At 43.3% G+C, this 22,394-nt stretch carries 18 protein-coding genes and 1 tRNA gene; 8 read left to right on the forward strand and 11 right to left on the reverse strand.

From position 1 onward, the window contains the following. The first annotated feature begins 8 nt into the window (after nucleotides 1-8). From AAFN85_RS08280 to AAFN85_RS08290, 3 genes are all read left to right on the forward strand, one after another. Nucleotides 9-79: transfer RNA gene (locus AAFN85_RS08280), tRNA-Cys, on the forward strand. 30 nt (nucleotides 80-109) lie between these two features. After that, nucleotides 110-283 carry a spore protein gene (locus AAFN85_RS08285; RefSeq protein ID WP_090527770.1) on the forward strand — a complete coding sequence of 58 codons (174 nt, stop codon included), beginning with the start codon at nucleotides 110-112 and terminating at the stop codon, nucleotides 281-283. 200 nt (nucleotides 284-483) lie between these two features. Beyond that, entirely contained in the window at nucleotides 484-1,119 is a 636-nt protein-coding gene (locus AAFN85_RS08290) for a hypothetical protein (protein WP_347526666.1), read from the forward strand. A gap of 134 nt (nucleotides 1,120-1,253) precedes the next feature. Here AAFN85_RS08290 and AAFN85_RS08295 read toward each other — a convergent pair whose 3' ends face one another. Then, entirely contained in the window at nucleotides 1,254-2,297 is a 1,044-nt protein-coding gene (locus tag AAFN85_RS08295) for a quinone-dependent dihydroorotate dehydrogenase (RefSeq protein ID WP_347526667.1), read from the reverse strand. A gap of 442 nt (nucleotides 2,298-2,739) precedes the next feature. Here AAFN85_RS08295 and AAFN85_RS08300 point away from each other — a divergent pair, with 442 nt between their 5' ends. Beyond that, nucleotides 2,740-4,200, forward strand: a complete 1,461-nt coding sequence (locus tag AAFN85_RS08300; protein ID WP_347526668.1) for a glycoside hydrolase family 30 protein — start codon at nucleotides 2,740-2,742, stop codon at nucleotides 4,198-4,200. 250 nt (nucleotides 4,201-4,450) lie between these two features. Here AAFN85_RS08300 and purU read toward each other — a convergent pair whose 3' ends face one another. Continuing rightward, complete coding sequence (gene purU / locus AAFN85_RS08305; protein WP_347526669.1) at nucleotides 4,451-5,275, reverse strand: formyltetrahydrofolate deformylase; 825 nt, start codon at nucleotides 5,273-5,275, stop codon at nucleotides 4,451-4,453. Nucleotides 5,276-5,393: 118 nt separating this feature from the next. On the opposite strand from purU, the gene AAFN85_RS08310 reads away from it, so the two are divergent. Continuing rightward, nucleotides 5,394-5,810 (forward strand): hypothetical protein, encoded by a 417-nt coding sequence (locus AAFN85_RS08310; protein WP_347526670.1) that lies wholly within the window; start codon nucleotides 5,394-5,396, stop codon nucleotides 5,808-5,810. A gap of 127 nt (nucleotides 5,811-5,937) precedes the next feature. Here AAFN85_RS08310 and AAFN85_RS08315 read toward each other — a convergent pair whose 3' ends face one another. The 4 genes from AAFN85_RS08315 to AAFN85_RS08330 all read right to left on the reverse strand — a co-directional run bounded on the left by AAFN85_RS08315 (nucleotide 5,938) and on the right by AAFN85_RS08330 (nucleotide 8,470). Then, complete coding sequence (locus tag AAFN85_RS08315; RefSeq protein ID WP_347526671.1) at nucleotides 5,938-6,297, reverse strand: hypothetical protein; 360 nt, start codon at nucleotides 6,295-6,297, stop codon at nucleotides 5,938-5,940. A gap of 21 nt (nucleotides 6,298-6,318) precedes the next feature. Beyond that, nucleotides 6,319-6,921 (reverse strand): DUF998 domain-containing protein, encoded by a 603-nt coding sequence (locus AAFN85_RS08320; RefSeq protein ID WP_347526672.1) that lies wholly within the window; start codon nucleotides 6,919-6,921, stop codon nucleotides 6,319-6,321. Between the two features lie 167 nt (nucleotides 6,922-7,088). Further along, a complete protein-coding gene (locus AAFN85_RS08325; RefSeq protein ID WP_347526673.1) occupies nucleotides 7,089-7,514 on the reverse strand; it encodes a pentapeptide repeat-containing protein in 426 nt (141 codons plus the stop codon). Nucleotides 7,515-7,642: 128 nt separating this feature from the next. Next, nucleotides 7,643-8,470 carry a PAS domain S-box protein gene (locus tag AAFN85_RS08330; protein WP_347526674.1) on the reverse strand — a complete coding sequence of 276 codons (828 nt, stop codon included), beginning with the start codon at nucleotides 8,468-8,470 and terminating at the stop codon, nucleotides 7,643-7,645. Between the two features lie 302 nt (nucleotides 8,471-8,772). Between AAFN85_RS08330 and AAFN85_RS08335 the strand changes: the two genes are divergently transcribed. Continuing rightward, a complete protein-coding gene (locus AAFN85_RS08335; RefSeq protein ID WP_347526675.1) occupies nucleotides 8,773-9,804 on the forward strand; it encodes a hypothetical protein in 1,032 nt (343 codons plus the stop codon). A gap of 150 nt (nucleotides 9,805-9,954) precedes the next feature. Next, nucleotides 9,955-10,953 carry a hypothetical protein gene (locus AAFN85_RS08340; protein ID WP_347526676.1) on the forward strand — a complete coding sequence of 333 codons (999 nt, stop codon included), beginning with the start codon at nucleotides 9,955-9,957 and terminating at the stop codon, nucleotides 10,951-10,953. A 246-nt stretch (nucleotides 10,954-11,199) separates the two neighbouring features. Here AAFN85_RS08340 and AAFN85_RS08345 read toward each other — a convergent pair whose 3' ends face one another. From AAFN85_RS08345 to AAFN85_RS08365, 5 genes are all read right to left on the reverse strand, one after another. After that, nucleotides 11,200-13,413 carry an alpha-galactosidase gene (locus AAFN85_RS08345; protein ID WP_347526677.1) on the reverse strand — a complete coding sequence of 738 codons (2,214 nt, stop codon included), beginning with the start codon at nucleotides 13,411-13,413 and terminating at the stop codon, nucleotides 11,200-11,202. A gap of 14 nt (nucleotides 13,414-13,427) precedes the next feature. After that, on the reverse strand, nucleotides 13,428-16,766 hold the full coding sequence (locus AAFN85_RS08350; RefSeq protein ID WP_347526678.1) for a DUF5107 domain-containing protein: 3,339 nt from the start codon (nucleotides 16,764-16,766) through the stop codon (nucleotides 13,428-13,430). Between the two features lie 17 nt (nucleotides 16,767-16,783). After that, the gene (locus tag AAFN85_RS08355; protein WP_347526679.1) at nucleotides 16,784-18,142 is read right to left on the reverse strand and encodes a sugar porter family MFS transporter; all 1,359 of its coding nucleotides are present in this window, start codon (nucleotides 18,140-18,142) and stop codon (nucleotides 16,784-16,786) included. Between the two features lie 105 nt (nucleotides 18,143-18,247). After that, a complete protein-coding gene (locus AAFN85_RS08360; protein WP_347526680.1) occupies nucleotides 18,248-20,209 on the reverse strand; it encodes a glycoside hydrolase family 97 protein in 1,962 nt (653 codons plus the stop codon). Continuing rightward, nucleotides 20,206-21,234 (reverse strand): aldose epimerase family protein, encoded by a 1,029-nt coding sequence (locus AAFN85_RS08365; protein ID WP_347526681.1) that lies wholly within the window; start codon nucleotides 21,232-21,234, stop codon nucleotides 20,206-20,208. The genes AAFN85_RS08360 and AAFN85_RS08365 overlap by 4 nt, the downstream gene beginning before the upstream one ends. Nucleotides 21,235-21,471: 237 nt before the next feature. Between AAFN85_RS08365 and AAFN85_RS08370 the strand changes: the two genes are divergently transcribed. Next, on the forward strand, nucleotides 21,472-22,368 hold the full coding sequence (locus tag AAFN85_RS08370; RefSeq protein WP_347526682.1) for an AraC family transcriptional regulator: 897 nt from the start codon (nucleotides 21,472-21,474) through the stop codon (nucleotides 22,366-22,368). Nucleotides 22,369-22,394: the final 26 nt, after the last annotated feature.

A 22,394-nucleotide genomic window follows, 5' to 3' on the forward strand; every position in this document is an offset into this window, starting at 1 on the left:
AAAAAGAGGGTCGGATGGCCGAGTGGCTAGGCAGAGGTCTGCAAAACCTTTTACAGCGGTTCGAATCCGCTTCCGACCTCAGGGTTAAAAAAATTTAAAATAAAAGACAATGGGCGTTACTCGTTTAAAAAGAAAAGATAGGAGAAACAAAACTTTCTCACGTTTAGAAGTTCAGTTCCTCAAACTGGCTACTAACCTTGAATACGGAAGCCGTTCTGCTGAGTCAAAACACAGCCAGATCGCGAAAAACAATGCAGCTTTAGATATCGCATTGGGTAAATAATCTCCATCTTAAGGAAAGAAATTAAAAGTCCTGTCGGTTTCCGGCGGGACTTTTTTGTTGAGCGTTGAATTTGGGCAATTACATTGATTTCTACCTATACGCCAACACATTTAAAATTATTTTCTCAGCTATCTTAACCTAATAGTCTTTTTGTGTTAACATGATTCATGTTATATTTATGGCGTAATTTTCAAAACCTTATGTACAAAACGTTTCTGCTATTATCATTAACGATACTTACCTTATCCGCAAAAGCCCAAACTTCTACTCGCTACGTTCCTGGTTATTATTTTGATAATGATGGTAAAAAGTTTACCGGTACCATCAAATTGAACGCCTTTAACGATTGGTTCTTTTTCAAGGCTCAACCCGGGCCTCTTTCTGAAAAAATAAAAATAGAACAAGTAAGCGCTGTGGTAACAAATGACGACAGCCTTACCGTAATGACCGAGGATAATAAAGTTAACAGAAAATATTTCGCCAAACTCAGGCTGGCTACACCTGTTATGCGCTTTTATTATAAATACAAATTTAACCACTTCGGATCGGGACCATCAATGGTCATTAACAGTGGACCTGGTAGTTCGGGCGGGGTAAGCAATAATATTTCGTGGAAGCCAGGCTCCGGGATAGATCCGTCGGTAAATCCGATCCTGATGTATGCAGATGGCGGCACAACCTTCGAACTTAGTAAAAGAAATTACATAGAGGTATTAAGTAAGGCCTTTGCCGATGCGCCAGAAGTGGTAACCCTGATACAGGATAAAAAACTGAAATTTCAAAACGTGGACGAGATATTTGGCCGATATGCGATGACGACGCAGTATAAACGATGATTTTTTGAGATTGAACAATGGGCATGAAGCCTGCGCACATGTTTCCTTACCCACTTTATATCTATCTGTCCGTGGAGACACGGACAGATAATCAGAAAAGAATCAAATCAGCGCATTCAAAGCAGTCATCTAAATCAACGATTCAATAACGCCTTATTAATCCTACCAATCAATCCAGGCCCTTCATAAATAAAGCCTGTATATAATTGTACCAATGAAGCTCCAGCTTCCAGCTTCTCCAAAGCATCCTCGGCCGAGTGGATCCCTCCCACCCCAATAATAGGGAACGAGCCATTTGATTTTTTATGTAGATAAGCTATTACTTCGGTTGAACGTTTAGTTACCGGCTTACCGCTCAAACCACCCATTTCATCTTTTAGTTTCGATGGCGATGCCAGGTTATCCCTACTAATGGTAGTATTGGTAGCAATTAATCCTGCTATACCCGTTTCCTGAACGATCTCTACAATATCATCCAGCTGCGAATCTGTCAGATCGGGGGCTATTTTAAGCAGGATAGGCCTACTGATGCCATTTTTGCTATTGCGTTGCTGCAGGGTGTTCAGGATCTCCATTAGGGGGCCTTTCTCCTGCAGGGCACGCAAACCCGGTGTATTTGGCGAACTTACGTTCACCACAAAATAATCAACCACATCAAACAAACGGTCAAAGCATTTGATGTAATCGCTTACAGCATCCTCGTTAGGGGTTACTTTATTTTTACCGATGTTACCACCGATGATCAGTTTTTTGTTGGCATTCTTCGGGTCGCGGCGGAAAGCGGCTATGCGCTCAGCAGCTACATCTACGCCGAAATTATTGAAGCCCATCCGATTGATCAGAGCGCTATCCTGCGGCAGGCGGAACATGCGGGGCTTATCATTACCTGGTTGCGGCAATGGGGTTACCGTACCTATCTCCACAAAACCAAAACCGAGGTTAGCCATCTCGCCCATCATTTCGGCATTTTTATCAAAACCGGCAGCAAGGCCAACCGGGTTTCTGAATTTAAGGCCGAATACCTCGCGCTCCAATTTTGGGCTTTCAACATCCCATATCGCCTTACTCAAACCTTTACCACCCGGAAAACGGTTAAAGCGTTTCAGGTTACGGGTAACAAAGTAATGCACATTTTCGGGGTCGAACTTAAACAGGATGGGTTTGATGAGCTGATACATGGCGCGAAGTTAGCATTTTGATGCGCGTTGCACAAACGTTACACTAAGCATAGCGTTATAAATCAACCATTAATTACCAAAATATCCAAAGGCGCTACAATGCAAAGTTTTTCGTGCAAATAGCCGGTTTTGATACTGATGTACATTTTACACTATGCCAACGCCTTCCGTGTAACAAATACACTATTATTTTCAATGCATTTTAGCGCATCAAAATAAAGGAACTTCAAAAATAAAATCAACATAAAAAACTCAAAATCAAATATTTAAATAAAAAATTGAATTGGTATTAATGCGTATCATTTTTACATACAGGCTACGGTTAGTGAATAATTTATATTGCACTTTTTGCTTTTTTTTAATTAAGTTTAATAAATTTGAAAACTCCGGTTAGCCATAGTCCAGGCTGATAACCAAGCCGGAAAGCCTATTTATTTAAACCATGCAAAAAAAGTATTTAATTGCCTGTTTCATTGCGGGCGGATTATTGAGGGTTGGCTTTGCCGGTGCGCAAACCAAAGCAGCTTATTCAGTTGCCAATAAATCTGTTAAGGTGATCGTATCTGAGCAAAATGCCGGTTACAAATTTAAGGAAACTGAAACCCTTAAGTTTGCTGCAAAACCGCAACCTGCCGAAACCGAAGTAGCCATTTTTGTTGATCCGGCTAAAACCTTCCAAACCATGATAGGTATTGGCGGCGCGCTAACTGATGCCTCGGCCGAGACCTTTGCCAAATTGCCAAAAGATAAGCAAAAAGAGTTTTTAACCGCTTATTATGATAAAACCAAGGGTATCGGTTACGCTTTCGGCCGCACCAATATCCAAAGCTGCGATTTCTCGAGCGGGAGCTACAGCTATGTTAAAGAAGGTGATAAAGAGCTGAAAACATTTGATATCAGCCACGATAAAACTTACCGCATTCCATTTATTAAAGCAGCTACAGCTGCTGCTGGTGGTAAATTAACCTTGTTTGTATCGCCATGGAGCCCTCCGGCTTTTATGAAAGATAATAACGATGTATTGCACGGCGGCAAGCTTAAAAAAGAGTTTGACCAAAGCTGGGCAAACTTCTACGTAAAATTCATTAAGGCTTACGAAAAAGAAGGTATCCCTGTTTGGGGCCTATCGGTACAAAACGAACCTATGGCTAAACAAACCTGGGAATCGTGTATGTACACTGCCGAAGAAGAGCGCGACTTTGTTAAAAACTTTTTAGGCCCAACCTTGCAAAAACAAGGCTTAGCCAGCAAAAAACTGATTGTTTGGGACCATAACCGTGATCTGCTTTACCAACGTGCAAGCACTATTTTGGAAGATCCGGCTGCTGCCAAATACATCTGGGGTATCGGTTTCCATTGGTATGAAACATGGACAGGTGCCGGTCAAAACTTTGAGGCAACCCGCCGCACGCACGAAGCATTCCCGGGTAAAAACCTTGTATTTACTGAGGGTTGTATCGAGAAATTTGATTTTAATAAGATCAATGACTGGTCGCTTGGTGAGCGTTATGGCTTATCAATGATCAACGATTTTAACGCTGGCACTGTAGCCTGGACAGATTGGAACGTACTGCTTGATGAAAAAGGCGGGCCAAACCACGTTGGTAACTTCTGTTTCGCGCCTATACATGCCGATCTGCGCAACGGTAGCCTTATCTACACCAGCTCATACTATTACATCGGTCATTTCTCTAAATACATTCACCCGGGCGCAAAACGCATTGCAGCTGTAGCCAGTCGCGATAAACTCTTAACCACCGCCTATCAAAACCCAGATGGCTCAGTTGCCGTAGTAGTGATGAACAAAACCGACGAAAAAATAGATTACAGCCTTTGGATAAAAGGAAAAGCGGCAAACACAACCGCATTGCCGCATTCAATTGCTACACTTATTGTGGAGTAATTATATAACGATCTTAGTTAATCAATCAACTAAATCTCTGGTATGGTGGGTCATTTTATGGCTCACCATTATCATTTATGGGGATTTTTTTTCAATTCCCTCCCAAGGGAGGGGGGCGCTGGTAAGTGTTGTGGCAGGGAGGGGTTTATATGCCCAGCTTATAGAAAAGCCGCTTAAGAAACCCCTCCCTACACCCTCCCAAGGGAGGGAATCGCACTTTTCCCTGCTTTTTTTAAGGCACTTATAACCTCTACCCAAACACCACCGTTTTGTTCTTGTGTACAAACACCCTATCCTCAAAAACCAGCTTCAGGGCTTTGGCCAGTACTGATGTTTCAACTTCCTGACCGGCTTTTACCATATCCTTCCAGCTGTATGAATGGTTTACCGGAACAATTTGCTGCGCGATGATCGGACCTTCGTCCAATTCGTCGGATACATAGTGCGCCGTGGCACCTATCAGCTTAACACCGCGCTCAAAGGCCTGTTTATATGGGTTGGCACCAATAAAAGCCGGTAAAAATGAGTGATGAATGTTGATGATCTTTTTCGGGAACTCGGCCACAAACCGAGGCGACAGGATGCGCATGTATTTGGCAAGCACTACATAATCGTGCGGGTATTGTTTAATGGCACCGATTACCTGCTCTTCAAAATCAGCCTTATCCAAACCTTCATGACTGATGTAATAAAAGGGAATATCAAAACGCGCACAGATATCTTTGAGTTTATCGTGATTGGCAATAACACACTGTACGCTTGCACCCAGGGTACCAAAATGATTACGGATCAGGATATCGCTTAAACAATGATACTCTTTGGTGGCCAGTACCACTACCTTTTTTACCGGCTCGGGGTTTACAGCTATGTAAGCGCCATCGGGTAGTATCTTACGTAATGACTCCTCCACTCCGGTTGTATCGCCGTCTTCCACATCTAAACGGGTAAAAAAAACATTTTCGTTATGATCAACATGCTCTCGCATGGAAACTATATTAAGCAGGTGCTTGGCCAATGTTGACGCAATGGCCGCTACAAGGCCTACCTTATCCTGGCATTGTATTACAATAATCATGCTTTAATGATACAAAGAATTTTGCTGAATACACAAGCGCATGCAGCTAAAATTATTTTATAACCTGCTGTAGCAAAGCCTTATGCCTTTGCGTAAAGTATGATATAAACCTATAATCATGAAAAAAATAGTATTAATACTTATCGCTGCCATACTGTGCAGCATCAGCGCCTGTACAAAAAACAATGATCCCGGCCCCGGCAATCCCAGTATAGTAGGTAAATGGCGTTGGGTAAAATCGGTAGGCGGTATTGGCGGCACTACTGTTACGCCTCAAACCGATGGTTATACTTACCGCTTTGAATTTGGGGCCGATAGCGTATTTAAAGATTACCAGAACGACAAACTGCTTTTACAATCCAACTACCATATCAGCAAAAATTACAAGTATGATGCATCCATGCCTGCTGTTGATCTGCTTAAGATAGAAACAAACTCAACACAGGTAGCTTATGTGGTGAGACATGATAGCCTGTACTTTGATGACATTTTTATTGCTGATGGCTTTAACAGCGTTTATGTGCGGATAAAATAACGGCGGCGGCTACTCACCCCGACTTCGCTACGTTTGTCCCCCCTCTCTGCTGCGCAAAGAGGGGATTTTAGCTTTGTTGTTTCTTTGCAGCCCGAAGCCTTCTACTTTTCTCGACCGTAGCAGCACTCTATTTAGTACCATGCTCCACCTTCATCATATCCTTAACAGCGCGAGCTAATGATACTTTCTCGTTGTTATCTAAATCGGTATGCTTTTCGCCGCCATTAAACTGATAGGTAATTTTGCCCGCATGGTCGCTCTCGGCCTGGATCTCCAGGTCGTTGGTTTTGTATATCATGGTTCCATTGGGAGAAATACGGCTTATTGCCGTGCTATCCGGCGTAAAGTAAGTGTAGCCACGGTATTCTATCCTGCGCTCTTTTCCGTTGGCGTTTTCAACAATTACGGTGTGCCTGCCGCCTATGTGGCAAGCATCTAACAAGGCAATTATGCCTATTACTACCAATATGTATCCTAATGTTTTCATTTTAATTATTTTTTATGATGATTATTTTAACTGATGTTGCTCCTTTAAACTGAGCATTTTATTAAAGTTGATACTTAAAGAGATAAACCAAACTGACCAGCCCGCATGCGCAAATCGTTGAATAAGCCCTGTATAATTATTTTGAAGTGAAGGAGATGGAATAAAGCGAATAAAAATGAGCAGCATAACGCCCAGGCTTAATAACGATTGTAACCTCAGCTGCTTAAACTCCTTCCCTCTCCATAAAATAGCAGCCAACAACGCGCCTATATAAATAAGCAAGAATACAGGGCCCGATGCCGAATGGAGCGGGTTACCAGAATGGAATATAGCAGCCCAGCCAAACATGATGGGGAAACCTATTATTCCAAACACTGGAAGGATATTCAATTTGAGCTGACTGCAGGCTATAAACAAACCTGCCATAAAAAACACACTCAACACCGTACAAAGCAGGGTAAAAGTTTCCATCAAAGTTTCGGATCTGGTGCCGATGGCCCCCAGATCGCTAATTGTACCACTGATATGGCTGTAGTTACCATGCACAAAACCGCATATGATAGTTGCCAGCCAAAAAACTATTGGGATAATGATGCCTGTATATAGTAACGGTTTAGTGTCCATTTTTTTAAATGCTTAATGGTTTTTCTGTTAGATAGAAACAAAGGTAGTATTAAACACAGTACTATACAATACATAGTACTATAAAAATTAAAATTTATTTTTGGGGATAAAAAAAGCCCTGCCGGTGATGGCAGGGCTTTTCATTTTTAAATGAAGATAATCGGCAGTTATCGCTGCCTGAAAATCCGCAGTAATTCCGCTACCTCTACCCCATCAATCTTCATCCCGCTTAGGTTACAATCCTCAATTTCAACATTGCTTAAGTTGCAATTGGTAATGGTACTGCCGGCCAGGTAACAGTTTTCAAATTTAAGGGGGCGTTGTTTTATGTCGGGATCATAAGCAGGGTGACCTTCGGGCGGCATACCTATATCATGAATATAAGCCCCGCCAAGCTGTGCGTATCGTATTTCAAGGTCGCTCAGGTTGGCATCTTCAATTTTAAGATTAGTGATACACACATCCCTAAAGCTGGCATTGTTCATCATTACCTGCTCAAGCGTTGTACCATCAATCACCGCGCATTTTACATCAAGTACTTTTTGGGTTTCTTTAATGATAATAACTTCTGGTTTGCTGGCTGGATTTTCCATGGTTTTGTTATTGGCTTTAACCAAATTTCATGAAAAAGAATAATAAACCAGGGTTTTATAAATGACAATAGACAGGGGCATTTGCGACAATCATTTTCAGTTATCCCCCCTCCTTTACGCCAATTACGCTATTGCAAAAAATCCATCACATCGCGGCCGTAAAACTCTTTAAACAGCTTCCGGAAATATGCAGGTGTTTCAAAACCGGCTATGTATGATATTTCGGCCACGGTACGGTACCTGCCACTGTTAATAGCCTCCATAGACATTAGTAGCCTAATGCGGCGGATATAGTTATTGGGCGTTAAATTGGTCGCGCTTTTTATCCGGCGGTGCAGCTGCCGTTCGCTCAGGCCCATTTCGCTGCTAAGTAAAACAATACCCAGATCGTGCTTGCCAATGTATTTCCGTACCAGGGTTTCAAGCTGATAAAGCCATAACTGATCAACTATAGAAAGTTCGTTTATTGGTTTAGGCGGCCTGGCAATATCAAAAACATCCTGTGTTGCTGCTTGTGCCGTTTCTTTATGCTGAAGAACATGTATGCCGTTATTTACCTTATTGTTAATAAGCGATGTTTTGCTGTATTCTTCCAGTTTTTTTCGTTCGGTGATATTGCGGGCTATGGCAAAAACCAATTGCTTATTGGGCACCGGCATCGATTTCCAGGATAACCAAACTACTTCACCGCTTTTGGTTACATACCTGTTTTCAAAATCAATAAGCGGGTTGTTCCGTTTAATGCTTTCGCGTTTACTGGCAGTAATACTTCTGTCTTCAGGGTAAACAAACGAATCGATAGGCCTCGAAAACAATTCGCTTTCGGTATAGCCTAAAGTTTTTGCAACAGCCGGATTAACTTTTTTGAAATACCCATCAAACCCGGCTATGCAAAGCCAATCGGGCGACAGGTGAAAGAAATGCTCTAAATCAAAAATCTTGTCGAAATTTTCCATATAAATCCCTCTCGTACCAGCCACCGGCTTTGCAGGTTTACCGATAAGTAATACAACTATAAATTGAGAAAGGCTTATTCAAATGACGTTATTTTTTGCCACATCAGTAAGTCTAAAGCACGTTTTGGCAGGATTTTTCTGAAAAATGTCAGTTCTGTTAACCTTTCAGAAAAGCACTTATCTTTTATGTAACATTTGTAATTCGACGTACCCTTTTTGAGGGTTTAGCTTGATACAAATTCTAAAGGTTCGGGAACAACACTATCCTCATTTCAACGTTTTTTACTATAATTACTGCCATTATGAAAAACCTATTCCCTAACACGATCAAGCTGGCTTGTGGCCTTTTATTAGCCGTATTATTTCAAAGCTGCGGCACCCAATCCGGAACATTTAAAAATGACGAGATCAGCAGCAGTAAACGCGGCGAGTTTCACAATCTTACCACGCAATTAATTAACGCGCTGCGCGGCAAAGACAAAGAAGAATTAAAAAATCTCCAATCGAAAGAGATGCTGGACGATCCGCATAACCTGCGCAAGCTGGAACTTGTTGGCAACCGCGTAGCAACAGCAGATTATAAGGTACTTGACGAGTATTATGTAGTTAAATCTTTTGTACCCAATTCCGATACCGCCAGATATGATACCCTCACCAACACATCAGCAAGCATTAATGGCTATCAATTTATTTATAGCCGGATAGCACAGGAAAGCTACGTAGCCTTACTTATCCCAGCAGACAAAAAATTGGCCAACCAGGACCTCATAGTGGCCACATATGCCAAATTTAACTATGGCTGGAAGCTATGTTCGGCAGAAGTTGGCGCTTATAAGATCAACGGACAAACAGCTCCCGAACTTTTCAAGGCAGGAAAGGCGCAATTTGATAAAGGGTATTACGCGAACGCCAAACTGCTGTTTGAACTGGCGCAGCAATGTGTTAACCCTGTAGAAAACTGGGAATACATTCATTTAAACGACGACAAGGTAGATAACCTTGATAATATGTTTAAAAGGGCGCGATCAGAAAGCATTTATAAATACCACTTCCCGCTAACAGTTGATGAAGTAACAGGCTCGCCCCAGATTTTTCATTTAAAAAACCAGCGGAGCAGCGAAGGATGGTTCCCGGCTGTTTTTTATGTAACCAAGATAGATATTACAGACACGGCGGCTGTAAAAAAGCAAAACATGGAGATGCAGAAGGTAATAGGCAAAATCCTTCCGGGTATTAATGAGGGGAGAAAGTATGTTTACTATTCGGCTTGTAATAAGTTGCCGCTGAAGGCAACTTTGGTAGCGCATTTTGATATGGTGGAAAGATTGAAGTAAGTACCCTGCAGTATGTTTGCCGGTCGAGGTTCCCCCTGTTACTAAACTTCGACCGGCTTAAACATAGCAGAGCTAAAGCTATTTATCCTGAACAAAGCAGTATAAGCAAGCCGATAAATCCCCTGCCTTTTTCCTATTATTGCAACCGATATGAAACCCCTATTCCCTAACACAATTAAACTACTGGGTTGCCTTTTACTGGCCCTGTTATTTCAAAGCTGCCTTAAAAAATCCGGTGCATGGCGAAACGGACAAATCCCCACAGATAAACGCAACGATTTCCACAAGCTTAACCAGCAATTATTTAACGATCTAAAAACCGATAATAAAAACGATATCCGCTTCCTCGAATCGAAGGAGATGTTAAGCACCCCGTACACCCTGCGCGAGATGGAACAGGTTGGCAACAGGTTAAAAGCTGCCGACTATGACATTTACGATGAGTACTACATTGTGAACAAATATCGCTCGGGCGATACTGTAGTTAATAATTCGGCGGGGATCAATAGCTATACAATGATCTATAATGGTATTGAGCACGAAATGTACATCGCGCTTTTTACCCCTAAAAGCCGCGCACTGGCAAACCAGGATATGATAACCGTGCTGTATTCTAAGTACAATTATGGATGGAAGATCACTTCGGTAAGTGTTAACCCCTACCGCATAAACGGCAAAACCGCGCCCGAGCTTTATGCCGTTGCAGAAGCAAAATTCAACCAAAATAAATTTGTCGATGCACGCCTTACCCTCGAACTGGCCTTACAATGCAACGCCCCAAATGATTACTGGCGTTACAACCATTTAGACAATGTAGGGAAGCTTTATCAACAAGCCGTGAACATTACAATGGATAAATACAAATTCCCGGTAGTAATAGATAATGTAGCCGGACAACCGAGAATATTCCGGATGACCAACCAAAAAAGCGATGACGGTTGGTTCCCGGTTATTGACTATGTAACCAGGATCAACATTAAGGATACCACGGCTGTGAAAAAACAGAACATGGAAATAAGAGTGGCAATTAGTAAAATGTTTCCGGGAATTGATGAAGATAAAAAGTACATCTTTTATTCGGCATGCGAAAAGTCGCCGGCTGGCAACGGCACTGTAGCGCATTTTGATATGGTGGATAAATTGAGGTAGAGTTAGCTAACTCTCCTAAAACAATCAACTACTGGTCGAAGTTTAGCGATAGCGTAACTTCGTCCTAAACTTTTGGAAGCATTCTGCTTCCGAGACCGGAATGGCAACTTGATCATAAAGTTAAGCTGGAAGCTTAATCCAGTTTAGGTCGAAGTTACGCTATCGCTAAACTTCAACCAGTGAGTTATAAAATGAAAAAGGGAGTGGCTTGCCACTCCCTTTTTCATTTATGATAAATCGCTTTTATTAAATCGCTTCCAACTGCAATACTACACTGGTATGGTAAGTATTGGTTTCTGGATTAATACCAACATTCATCAGGAAATCGCCTGTAAAAGTTAAGTCCTCGTTACCAAGTACAGAACCTGTACCCGGGAACACATTGATCTCTTTAACACGGTATTTTTTATTAGGATCAAGCCCTTTTAAACGTACCGGAACTTTAGTTCCCGAGCCGTAGCGATTATTCACCAAATAGTTAAACATTACCGCTTTCGTTTTATCTGCGTTTACATACATGATAGATGCCGCATCGTTATCCCAAGGAGAGGCTAAACGGTACTGATCGCCGTGCCAGATGGCGTCTTTCAGGCCATCATAGTTTTTAAGGGCTGATTGACAGAAGGCCAGTTCGTTATCGCTTAATTTACCAATCACGATATCGAAGCCCATTTTGCCCATCATGGCTACATCCACACGGTATTTGATAGGTTGTTTGCCCCAATCAGTTACGTGATTTGAGCTGGTGATTGCCGGGTAGAAGAACGAATATTCCCACTGGATAAACACGCGCTCCAGCGGATCGGTGTTATCGCTTGGCCAGTACTCGGTAAAGTATTGCAACGCGCCATAATCAACACGACCGCCACCGCCCGAACAAAGCATTAAAGGCACTTTAGGGTATTTGGCACGTACGCGTTTTAACACGTTATACAAACCATTTACATAATCAACATAAATATGCGACTGGTCTTTTTTCAAATAGGCCGAGTAAGCGTTATAGATCACCGCGTTACAATCCCATTTAATATAAGCCAGGTCGGGATTTTTGGTGAACAGGTTATCAACTACGCCAAATACAAAATCCTGTACTTTAGGGTTGGCCAAATCAAGCACCAGCTGGTTACGGAAATATTTTTCAGGGCGGTTTGGTTGCTTGATCACCCAATCAGGATGGGCTTTGTATAAATCGCTAGCCGGGTTAACCATTTCCGGCTCAATCCAGATACCGAATTTTACACCATTGGCCTGCGCCTCTTTCACTAAGGAGCTGATGCCGTTTGGTAGTTTCTGTTTGTTTTCCTGCCAATCGCCCAAACCGGCATTATCGCCGTTGCGCGGGTGGCTGTTACCAAACCAACCGTCATCCAGTAAAAACAGGTCTACACCTAATTTCTTGGTATCTTTTAACAAACCGGCGAGTTTAGTCTCGTTGAAATCAAAATAGGTAGATTCCCAGTTGTTCAGCAGGGTAAGCCTTGAACCGTTACCGTCAACAATTTTGTATTGACGTGCCCAGCTTTGCAGCTTGCGGCTTGCATCGCCTTTACCATGATCCGAATAAGTGTACAGAAATGCAGGCGTAGTAAACTCAACACCAGGCTTTAAATGATACTCGGAAGCGGCATTGTTTATACCGGCAATAATTTTCAGGTTGTTGGCCACATCCAGCTCAAAATCAACCCTGAAATTACCCGACCATTCTAACGCGCCGTAAAGTACTTTACCTTCATCTTCGGTAGCAGGTTTATCCAGCGATACGGCAAACATCGAGTGCTCGTACAAATTTGCACGGGTACCCAGCTTGCTATCAATGGTTTTGATGCCGTGAGTTAAACGAGCTTCTTCCGGCTGTACTTCCATAGCCCAGTTGCCGTGGTATTGTTTCAACCAGAAACCGCCTGAGGTATTGCCTTTCAGGTTTAAATTGGCCGAAGCATATTTATTAAGGATAACAACGCCCTTTTCGTTATGCTTAATAACCGACCATTGCTCGGTAACATCCTCTTTGTAATAAGTTTTATAATACAGCTTTACCTCAAAATCATAAACCGGATCTTTCAGGGTAACCACCAGCAGCGAAACATCGTCGCTCACCTTGCTTACCGTATGGCTCACATAAGCCAAATTCAATGACTTATTGCCATCGGCATGGGTAACGGTAATGGCAGGCTCGCCAAGGCTGGCCGAACCTGATGGGGTGTAAACATCATTCTGCACGCCCGAATCATCGGCCTGTTTGTACATTTTTTGGATGCGGGCATACTCGGCGCTGTTGGCCAGTTTAGCACCCAGGTACACCATGTTCAGGTGTTTTTCGGCATCGGTTTGCAGTACGATGGCGTTGTGTTGCGTTTCTACAGGGATGGTTACATCCTGCGCTGCTGCCCTACCGACAAACAGCATTGAGCCTGCGAAAAGCAGGCCCAGTGGTAAAGTTTTTTTTTGAGTAGTTCTCACGTGTAAGTTTTGGTTTAACCGGCTACTTCGGTAATTTGGTTTATCATGTTTTGATGTATCCTCGCTCCAAAATGCCCGGCATCAAGTTTCAATACTTCGGCAAAGGCTTTTTGCGCACGTTCAACATCATGCAGACCAAGGTATCCCAAGCCCTGTAAAAAGTGACAATGCACCTGGTTCCTTGCCTTCAGATCATCCTCAAAAATGAGCAGATTTGGCAGCGAGACGGCAAAGTAATCAATTTTTACATTATCATCCATGTGCTCTATACCATATTTAAGCAGTTTTTTAAAGATACGCTCTGCTGATGTACTGTCACCGAGACATTTTTTAGCTAAACCTTGATAAAAGATCTTATCCGGCTGCTGATCGTTGTAAAAAACAGCCGCTGTTGGGTCTTCCAAACCGGTGCTCGCCTTGTCAAAATAAAGGGCCGCTTTCTCAGTTTCCTGCAGGCCTTTATAAGCTTTACCAAGCCAGTAAAAAATATCATTTTCCTGCGTGCCGAACAGTTTGCCCTCACCCAAATTATGCGGGTACGTTTGGGCTTGCGTTAATTTATCGATAGCCTCCTGGTATTTACCATCGTTAATGTTTTGCTTTGCCAATTCAACCAAAGCACCAACATACTGGCCCGAAGCTTTGCCTTCGCCTCCCTCCCATGGGTGGAAGGTACGTTCTGAAACCTGCCCGAAAGCGGTTTCATGTTCGCCAAGGAAATTATACAGGGTTGCACGCTCCAAATAAACATCATCGCGCAGTTCGGCAGTATCCAAATTAGCTTCAATGAATGCCAAACGGGCATCAGCAGTATAGTTCAGTTTTTTATAAAGCTGATCAAGTTCCATCAATATGCGGGCATCCGTTCTATCCAGCTCGAAAGCTTTTTCAAAGCAGGTTAAAGCTTTAGTAGGATCGTTACGTTTGTTGTAGTAAGCGATACCTAAATTCCTGAACACGGTTGGAAATTGATCATCCAGCTGTGCCGATGTTTCCCAGGCGGCAATGGCATCATCATATTGCAGCTTATCATAAAACAGGTTACCCAAGTAGTAAGGCGCTTTAGCATCCGTAGGGATCAATGCGGCAGCCAGTTTTAATACACTTATATCTTCCAAACGATCAGGGAAACACAGGTATGAATCGGCTACCGAGGCCAGTTTAAAGTATTGGGCAGCCTGCTCGTTATTACCCAGCTGACAGGCGAAATAGCCGAGGTAATAATACACCATCGGGCTGGTAGTATTGCCTGTAACAGCGTTGCTTAATAAACTTGAAGCTTCATCATACAAGCCTGCATTAGCATAATCCAAAGCGTACTCAATGTAATTTTGATAGTAACCACGCGATAGTGTTACCAGTTGCTCAAAGCTTGAAGCCGCTTTTTCATTCTTACCTAAAGCTTTGTAAGCCAAATTAAGCTCGAACAAAGCGCCCAAATTGAAAGGATCGCGTTTTACAGCTGAAGCGGCAACTTCAATAGCTTCTTCGTTCCTGTTCAGTTTGCGGAAGGCTGCCGAACGCAAAACATAAGCTTTGCTGTTATTGGCGTTCCTATCCAACGATGACAACGCATGGTCAAGTGCCAGTTCATAATCGCCGTTTTCCAGATCGATCTGTGCTACCGAGAAATAGCCGCTATCTTTCCATGCATTGCTCCAGGTGGCTTTGTAAAATGCTTTGTAAGCTTCATCTTTTTTGCCCAGGAATTTCAGCGCCAAACCTAAGTTATAATAGCATTCGCTATCGTAAGGGTTAGGGTTGCGCTGGGTAATTGTTTCAACCGCCCTCCTGAAGTAAGGCTCGCTTTTGGCAAACTGGCCGCGGCGTAAATACCATAAACCTAAAGCATTGTTATTGCGGATATCTTTGGGGTCGCGGCGGATCGCTTCTTCGTAATATGGTACCGGGCTATAGGTTGCATGGCGATATTGCTCCAGGTGCTGGGCGGTTAAAAACAATTGTTCGTTATTTTCAGTATCGGCAGGTAGCAGGGCAGGTTTGGCAGCTTCGGGAATGTTGTTCAGCTTGTTGCTGGCAGCATCGTATTTGATGAGCTCCTTGCCGGCTTCCGAGTGTACGGTAAGCAGTAAAAGGTTTTCGTCGATATTTTTAACGGCTATCTCCCTTTCAAATACCTGCTCGGGTACAATGCTGATCTTTTCACTTAGCAATACTTTGCCGTCGTGCTGTAGTTTAATGTTCAGGTTGTTTTGATTGCCCGTTACATAAACTTTTAGCAGCAGTTTGCCATCGGTATAATCTAAGGCCAGCAAGATATCTTTAGTAGCATTTTTAATTACACCAAGCTCGCGGTATGGCATAAAGTATTGGGTAAAATGCTTTTCCTCGTGCGGCATCAACCAGGTAAAGTCGGGCTGATTATCGGTAAACATACCGGTCATCAGTTCGATGTATGGGCCATCCTCGTCGGTCAGGTTCCTGTCCCAGGCCAGGCCGAAATCGCTGTGGCCCCAGGTCCATTGTTTTTTACCGGGGGATACGTGGTGGTTGGCTACGTGCAACAAACCAGCTTGGCTGTCATGCTCGTATCCACCTACAAAATCATAATTGGAGTTGATGGCCATGTACGATGTTGGCACGGGGATATTTTTATACCTCGAGATATCGGTACCCGGCGAGTAATCAACTTTATAATAAGTACCGGTTGCTATCGGGAAGGTAGATACATCACGTTTACCGTGGTCAAATACAGCGTTCACATCAGGCGGGAAAACCGATTGGTAATCGTCATTTACCTTAACAGCCGGGTTAGCCCACCATAAAAAGGTTTGCGGCAGGGCCGAGCGGTTGTACAGTTTAGCTTTTATTTCGATGTATGCTTTATCGGGATGCAGTGTAAAACCGGCCATGCCTTTGGTATGGAACATGCGCTCCACTTCGTTCACCAATACGGTTTTGCTGCCATCGGCATTTTCTTCTATCTTATAATCAACCGCTTCAAAAGTACTTGGGCGGTGGTGTTGCGGCCAGTTAAACTCGATCCCGCCGGAGATCCACGGACCGGTTAAACCTACCAGCGCTGGTTTAATCACCTGGTTGTAGTAAATAAAATGGCGTTGCTTGATCTTATCATAAGCCATCTGGATGCGGCCGCCCAGCTCGGGCAGGATCAGCACTTTGAGGTATTTATTCTCAAGATACAGGCCTGTGTATTCTTTATCTTCCTTTTCGTCGTAAATTTTTTCGATAACAGGGTTAGGATATACCTTGCCGCTGCTGCCCTGGTAAACGCGCTTTTCAAAAAACATAGGGTTTTTGTCAGGCTTACCTATAGCGTAGGTTGGAATGGTTACTTTTTCTTCCCAAACGTTTACAAACAAATCATTCATTTTAGCTAATGGTTATATTAATGTCTTATTAAATTGTCTTCTAATTCTTCGAGGGTTTGGCCTTTGGTTTCCTTCACCTTTTTCAGCACAAATAAAAAGCCCAGGAAACAGATGCCCGCGTACATGTAAAACGGTCCGTAGGTACCCAGCACTTTAGCAAGTATTGGGAAGGTGAACACCAGCACAAAGTAGGCAGCCCATAGCGATACAATGGCCACGGTTGATGCCACACTGCGGATCTTGTTCGGGAAAATCTCGGCAATTAATACCCATGTTATAGGGGCTAATGAAAGCGCGTAGGTACTGATGGCCAGCAATACAAATATGGATACTAATTTGGCCGAGAGCTGATTTTGCAACAGGTAAGCCAATACAATGTACAGGATAGATAAACCTAGGGAACCGATCAGCATCAACGGCTTACGGCCCAGCTTATCCACCTGCCACATGGCAAGCAGTGTAAACACGAGGTTAACTATACCGATAGAAACGGTTTCGAAAAGCTGCTGATTTAAACTTGAACCAACTGAAGCAAAAATGGTTGAGGTATAATTAAACACCACATTGATACCGCAAAACTGCTGGAACACGGCAAGTGTAATACCAACCAATACAGCAGGCCGTACGGCTTTTTCAAACACGGCACGGTATGATTCTTTCTTTGCGCCGCCTTTTAATGATTTTTCGATAGCCTCCTGCGTTGAAGTAACAAAGCCTTCGGAACCTATTTTGTAAAGTACCTTTTCGGCTTCTTCATGTCTACCCGCTTTGATCAGCCAGCGTGGGCTTTCGGGTAAGGCGATCACGCCTATCAGGAAAATAGCGGCAGGCACCGTACCTAAACCAAACATCCATCGCCAGGCATTATCACCGGCATCGGCTAAAAAGTAGTTACATAAGTTGGTGATCAGGATGCCCAACACTACCGTAAGCTGGTTAATGGCCACATTACGACCACGCACCTGCGCCGGTGAAATTTCTGCAATGTACATAGGGCAAAGCATCGAGGCCATCCCCACCCCTATCCCGGCCGCGAAACGCAGCACCAGGAAATAAGTAAGCCCGGTTGAAAAGGCGATACCTACAGATGAAATAGCGAAAATGAGCGCGGCAACCTGCAATCCCGGTTTACGACCAAACTTTTCGGCTATGCGACCTGCAATGATACAGCCCACAATACAGCCAAGTGCCAATGAGCCGGTCAGGAAACCTTCCCAAACAGGATCCAACGCGAACTCTTTGCGCAGGAACGGCAACGCCCCTGATATCACGGCAAAATCAAAGCCGAACAGGTAGCCGCCCAGCGCCGATATAAAGGAGATCCCTATGATATAGCCGCTGTTAAACTTAATTTCTTTTTTTAAATCAGTGATCATTTTATAATGGTTAGCTTCTTCTCTTTCTATAAATCTACTTTATAAGTCTCTTAGTTTAAACATTCGGTTTTCCTACCTTTTGCCTTTCACCTTTATCCTTTCACCTCATTTTCCGTGCAGATGTACCACCGCGCCACCACCCGGAGCCAGTTTCAAATTCAGTTTTGTTGAGCGGTTTACGGTAATGGTTTTATGCTCGTATTTTTCTGCGTTCTTATCCGCATCGGCGGCATCGGTGTACAGATCAGCGGTGTAGGTGGCACCGGCTGGCAGGAAGGAGAAATCAACATTGATATCCCTTGCATCCCAGTTGGTCATAGCACCTACGTACCAGTCTTTACCTTTCTTTTTTGCTAACGCGATGTATTCGCCAAGTTTGCCATCAAGTGGTTTGGTTTCGTCGAATACGGTTGGCACGGCCGACAGGTATTCTTCAAGATCCGGGTATTTTTCATACTCGGTAGGCGAATCGCAGAATACCGCTAATGGTTGATCAAATACCACAAACATGGCCAGTTCATGGCAACGGGTACCTTGTGTAGATGGCAAGCCCTCGGCTATCGGCTTAAAGGTATCTTTTGATTTATTACGCATTGAGCCCGGCGTATAATCCAGCGGACCGCCCAGCATCCTGATAAAAGGGAAAGTAGTATGATGTACCGGGTTGGTGGTCAAATCCCATTTCGAGCACTCCTGCCCGCGCACGGCCTCGTAGTTAACAATGTTTGGATAAGTACGCTGTAAACCGGTTGGTTTTGAGCAACCATGAAAATCAACCATCAAATGGCGTTTAGCAGCAGCCTCAGCAATGGTTTGCAACTGTTTGATTGCCAACTGATCGTCCCTGTCAAAAAAATCGACCTTGATACCAACCGCGCCGATATCTTTCAGATAATCCATGTTAGCTTCCAGATCTTTTAACAATGGCGCAGCCACGCACCAAACAAAAATGCCGACATGCTTTTCATTAGCATGCTGAATCACCGCGCGGATATCAGTTCTTTTAAGCGGTTTTTTAACATCGTAATTATCGCTCCAGCCGGCATCTATCATCATGTATTCCAAATGATTTTTGGCCGCGAAATCAGTATAGAAATTATACAGTTGCGTGCTGCGGTTTTCCATACCCGATGGGATCGGTGCACCGGGCAGGATAGCATCATGCCACCACTCCCAGGCCGCTTTGCCTGGTTTTATCCATGAGGTATTTTCCAGTACGGATGATTTAGATAATTTATAAACCAGCTGGTTATTCAGCAAAGTTTTATCGTCATCGGTAGCGATGATCACGCGCCATGGGTATTCTTTTTTGCCGGGTTCTTTAGCGATATAGTTTTCGCGCGAGGTTACTACCGATACAAAATCGCCCCAGCTGCCCATTTTGGTTGTTGCCGGGTAGCCTGCCCATTCGCCAATGATATTGCCGCCTTTTTTCCTTACGTACATGCCGGGATAATCAAACAGATCAGCTTCGGCAATTACCAGTTTTACACCGTTTTTGTAGCTGTATAAAGCCGGGGTAATGGCGTGTTTATCTTCCTTAACTTCATCTATCGATTTGTATTGGTTGTAAGATAGTTCCCAGGCGGTATAATTATCAGTTTCGGCAATGGTTGTGCCGGGTGAGCCTTTCAGGTTAAAACCGGCTTGCTCGCTCATAACTTTTACTGAATCTTTCAAATCGGTTACAAAGCGGTAAGCTACCCCCTCGTTGTAGGCGCGCAACAATAATTTATAATCACCCGCAAAGCTGATCAGCAATTCGTTATAATTATCCGTCAATACAGCATCTTTACCATACAAAGGGCGGATGTTTTTATTTACTGTAGATGGCTTGGCGTTTAAAACTTTGGCACCTGCACCAATAGTAGTTTTATCCAGCTTAAGGCCAATAACCGAAGGCGAAATAAGTTCGTTATTTTTATAGCTTACCGAATAGGTAATGCTATCCTTTACATTAAGCACCAGCTTTAGCTTATTATCCGGCGATTTTACCGTATAAGTTTGCGCCGAAGCAGCAAGCGAGAAAACAGATAGTATAGAAAATATCAGGGCGTATTTTTTCATATAGTGCCGAACTTGTATAAAATGTTTTGGTTATAAACTTCGCCCGGCTGCAAAATAGCCTGCGGAAAATTAGGGTGGTTAATGCTATCCGGATAATGCTGGCACTCCAGGCAAAGGGCATCAAAAGGCCGGGCTTGTTTGCCGGTAAGCGTTGCTTCGGTGCTGCTCAGATAATCGCCGGTGTAGAGGAACACGCCGGGGTAATCAGTATAAACTTTCAGGCTGCGACCGGATACCTCATCAGTTAATATGGCAGCATACGCCAGCGCGTTATCCTCTGTTTCGGTATCGATAATGTAGAACAGATTGAGGCCTTCTACGTGGCTTTCATCTATTTTAAATTTCTCGCTAAGCCTGTTATTATTAAACGCTTTATCTTTTGCAGGATTAATTGCACCACTCGGCGTATAATCTTCGTATGAATCAACTATCTCTCCCGATAAAACGGTAAGCCTGTGGTTATATATCTTGCTTTTAAATGCCGAAAGGTTAAAATAAGCGTGATTGGTAAAATTGGCAATGGTAGTTTTATCGGTGGTTGCTTTATAACTGATCAGCAATTCATTATCGGTACTCCAGGTGTAAGTTACACTCAATTCGAGGGTACCGGGATAACCGCCGTCACCGTCGGCACTGGTTAAGGTCATTACTACGCCGTTATCTATTGTGGCTGTGTCAAATACCCTGTAATTAAAACCACTTTTTCCACCGTGATTGGTATTCTTGCCATCGTTAGCATCCAGGTGATAAGTTTCTCCATCAAGGTTAAACTTTGCCCCGCTGATCCTGTTAGCGTAACGACCTATGGTTGAGCCGATATAGCAGGTATCATTCAAATAGCCTTCCAGTTCAGGAAAACCTACCACCACGTTTTCCAAATGCTGCTGCTTATCCGGCACCACAACAGATACAACGGCCGCGCCGTAGTTGGTCAGCTCGACATAGGCGCCCGTTGTGCTTTCAATTTTGAAAAGGTAAACGTCCTGCCCATTATGTTGTCCCCATAAGCGCGATTTAACAGCCATGCGTGTATCGGTATTTAATTTGTTTGTTCATTTAATCAGTTTCGTTTAAACAAGCGGGCGGTGCGGCAACCTGTTTAGCATTTAATTGGTTTTGGTAAACCTACTATGAAAGCATCGTTAAAAAAATGGATAAATTTTAAAAAGTAATGGATAATACTATCATTGGTTAACCCATTTAAAAAACTTGCATCCCATAAAAAAATCGATACCTTTAAATACCAATTAATTCATGAAGCTATGAACGCGATAGCCGAACCTAAAAAAAAGATAAAAGAAGGCTTTATCGGTCAAAAAATGATCGTATTGCCCCCAAACATCAAAAAAGAGATCACCAACAACGCCCTTATTAAAGGTTTTTATTTAACGGCGATAGGCTATTACCCCAAAGCTGCCTACCACGACCGCGAACGCCGTACAGGCAGCAGCGAATACATCCTGCTTTACTGCATTGATGGAGAAGGTTATGTTTATCTGAACGGGGAGGACCACGTTTTAAAACCTAATACTTTTTTCATCATCCCCCGTAACGTAGCGCACCGCTACAAAAGTTCGGAAACCAACCCATGGAGTATTTATTGGGTGCATTTCAGCGGCTTAAATTCGCAGTTGATCTACGAGCGCTCGCTGGATAACGGGCAACCGGTGGTGCAATCTGTACCTTACGACAGCAGCCGGATCAAGCTATACGAACAGATCTACGCCGTGCTTGAACACAGCTATCACGAAAAGGAAATGGAAATTGTAAACATCAACCTCCTCAATTTTATCTCTTCGCTGGTGTACTACAAGCAAACTAACCCGGTTGATTATGATAACGATTTTGTAAGCAACTCCATCGCTTACATGAAAAAGCACATCAGCAACAAATTCGAGGTGATGCACCTGGCTAAGCAACAGGGCATTTCGGCATCACATTATTTGCGGTTGTTTAAGCAAAAAACCGGCTCATCACCTATCAATTATTTTAATTTATTGAAGATCCAGGCCTCATGCCAGTATTTATATTTTACCGATAGAAGTATCAAGGAGATCTGCTCTGATCTGGGTTTTGATGATCCTTATTATTTTTCGAGGTTGTTTACTAAATTGATAGGAATGTCGCCATCGAAGTATAGGAAAACGCATAAGCGGTAATTCTCCATCCCTCAAAACTTACGAAG

It is taken from the genome of Mucilaginibacter sp. CAU 1740 (assembly GCF_039839285.1).
Lineage (GTDB): Bacteria > Bacteroidota > Bacteroidia > Sphingobacteriales > Sphingobacteriaceae > Mucilaginibacter.

Excerpts from the sequence above, each read along its gene's own strand:
- AAFN85_RS08350 (WP_347526678.1), bottom strand. The coding sequence starts at position 16,766 with ATGAATGATTTGTTTGTAAACGTTTGGGAAGAAAAAGTAACCATTCCA.
- AAFN85_RS08320 (WP_347526672.1), bottom strand. The coding sequence starts at position 6,921 with ATGGACACTAAACCGTTACTATATACAGGCATCATTATCCCAATAGTT.
- AAFN85_RS08365 (WP_347526681.1), bottom strand. The coding sequence starts at position 21,234 with ATGGCTGTTAAATCGCGCTTATGGGGACAACATAATGGGCAGGACGTT.
- AAFN85_RS08355 (WP_347526679.1), bottom strand. The coding sequence starts at position 18,142 with ATGATCACTGATTTAAAAAAAGAAATTAAGTTTAACAGCGGCTATATC.
- AAFN85_RS08300 (WP_347526668.1), top strand. The coding sequence starts at position 2,740 with ATGCAAAAAAAGTATTTAATTGCCTGTTTCATTGCGGGCGGATTATTG.
- AAFN85_RS08285 (WP_090527770.1), top strand. The coding sequence starts at position 110 with ATGGGCGTTACTCGTTTAAAAAGAAAAGATAGGAGAAACAAAACTTTC.
- purU (WP_347526669.1), bottom strand. The coding sequence starts at position 5,275 with ATGATTATTGTAATACAATGCCAGGATAAGGTAGGCCTTGTAGCGGCC.
- AAFN85_RS08335 (WP_347526675.1), top strand. The coding sequence starts at position 8,773 with ATGAAAAACCTATTCCCTAACACGATCAAGCTGGCTTGTGGCCTTTTA.
- AAFN85_RS08325 (WP_347526673.1), bottom strand. The coding sequence starts at position 7,514 with ATGGAAAATCCAGCCAGCAAACCAGAAGTTATTATCATTAAAGAAACC.
- AAFN85_RS08310 (WP_347526670.1), top strand. The coding sequence starts at position 5,394 with ATGAAAAAAATAGTATTAATACTTATCGCTGCCATACTGTGCAGCATC.
- AAFN85_RS08315 (WP_347526671.1), bottom strand. The coding sequence starts at position 6,297 with ATGAAAACATTAGGATACATATTGGTAGTAATAGGCATAATTGCCTTG.
- AAFN85_RS08295 (WP_347526667.1), bottom strand. The coding sequence starts at position 2,297 with ATGTATCAGCTCATCAAACCCATCCTGTTTAAGTTCGACCCCGAAAAT.
- AAFN85_RS08360 (WP_347526680.1), bottom strand. The coding sequence starts at position 20,209 with ATGAAAAAATACGCCCTGATATTTTCTATACTATCTGTTTTCTCGCTT.
- AAFN85_RS08290 (WP_347526666.1), top strand. The coding sequence starts at position 484 with ATGTACAAAACGTTTCTGCTATTATCATTAACGATACTTACCTTATCC.
- AAFN85_RS08370 (WP_347526682.1), top strand. The coding sequence starts at position 21,472 with ATGAACGCGATAGCCGAACCTAAAAAAAAGATAAAAGAAGGCTTTATC.
- AAFN85_RS08330 (WP_347526674.1), bottom strand. The coding sequence starts at position 8,470 with ATGGAAAATTTCGACAAGATTTTTGATTTAGAGCATTTCTTTCACCTG.
- AAFN85_RS08340 (WP_347526676.1), top strand. The coding sequence starts at position 9,955 with ATGAAACCCCTATTCCCTAACACAATTAAACTACTGGGTTGCCTTTTA.